Genomic DNA, 1,114 nt, shown 5'->3' with positions numbered 1-1,114 from the left:
GTAGCTATTCAGCCTGAGTCGGAGACGAGTGCCCGACTCGTGCCCGAGCGCCCGAGTTGATCGCTACAGGGGTTGCCGGGATCATGAGGCTTCGTGTCCGAGTCGCCGTCTTTCGCCGCTGAGCTGGCGGAGCTACGGGCGGGGCTGGCGGAGGCTCGGGTGATGATCAGGGATCTTCGCGAGATCATCGAGGCGAAGGATGCCGCGCTGGCCGCCAAGGACTTGCAGCTCGCCGCGCTGCGGGCGACGAATGAGGTGCAAGCCGGGCAACTGGTCGCGCTGGCCGCTCGGGTGGAGGAGCTGGAACGGCGGAAGGGCCGTGACTCGGGGAACTCCGGGAAGCCGCCGAGTTCGGATTCGATCTATACGAAGAAGACGGCGGCGCGGGATCGGTCGCAACGGGAGCGCGGGCGACGGAGTCCCGGTAAACAGCCAGGTGAGCCTGGGATGACGATGAAACTCATCGACAATCCGGACGTGCGGATCGAGTGTCCGCCGACAGCTTGCGACGGGTGTGGGGCGGATCTGGTGGACGTACCGGTCGAGCGTGAGCAGCGCCGGCAGGTGACCGAGGCCCAGCCGGCTCCGCCGCCGGTCACGACCGAGTTCGTGGTGCAGGCCAAGAGGTGTTCCTGCTGCGGGACGATCAGTGTCGGGCAGGCGCCGCCGTTCGCGTCGGGCCGGGCTCAGTTCGGTCCCCGGACCCATGCGATGGCCGCCAACCTGGTGTGTGGTCATCACATCCCGATCAAGCGTGCCACGCTGCTGCTGGCGCAGATGGCGGGGATCGAGGTGGCGACGGGGTGGACGGCCGCCGTCCGCGGGAAGGTCGCCGCGCTGCCGGCCGACGGCGGGTTCGCCGAACATCTGCGTGAGCTGCTGCGGACGGCTCCGGCGTTGCATGTCGATGAGACTCCCGCCCGTGCGAACGGGACGCTGGCCTACGTGCATGTGGCCTGCACCCGGTATCTGACCTTGATGCACACCGGCGGCCGCACCGCCGGCGACATCGACGATGGCGGGGTGCTGCCCGGCTATCGCGGGATCATCGTGCGAGACGGCTACAGCGGGTATGCGCATCTGACCGATGCTTTGCACGCTTGGTGCGGGGCTC

General features: G+C 68.3%; 1 protein-coding gene. It reads left to right on the top strand.

What is annotated here, in order from left to right; translation table 11 throughout:
* Positions 1–162: 162 nt before the first annotated feature.
* The coding region (locus AB0O34_RS36995; protein ID WP_363923692.1) for a transposase at positions 163–1,114 on the top strand (952 nt) is incomplete at its 3' end.

Source organism: Sphaerisporangium sp. NPDC088356 (assembly GCF_040685555.1).
In the GTDB taxonomy this organism is placed as follows: domain Bacteria; phylum Actinomycetota; class Actinomycetes; order Streptosporangiales; family Streptosporangiaceae; genus Sphaerisporangium.
This window is presented reverse-complemented; position numbering and strand designations above follow the sequence as displayed.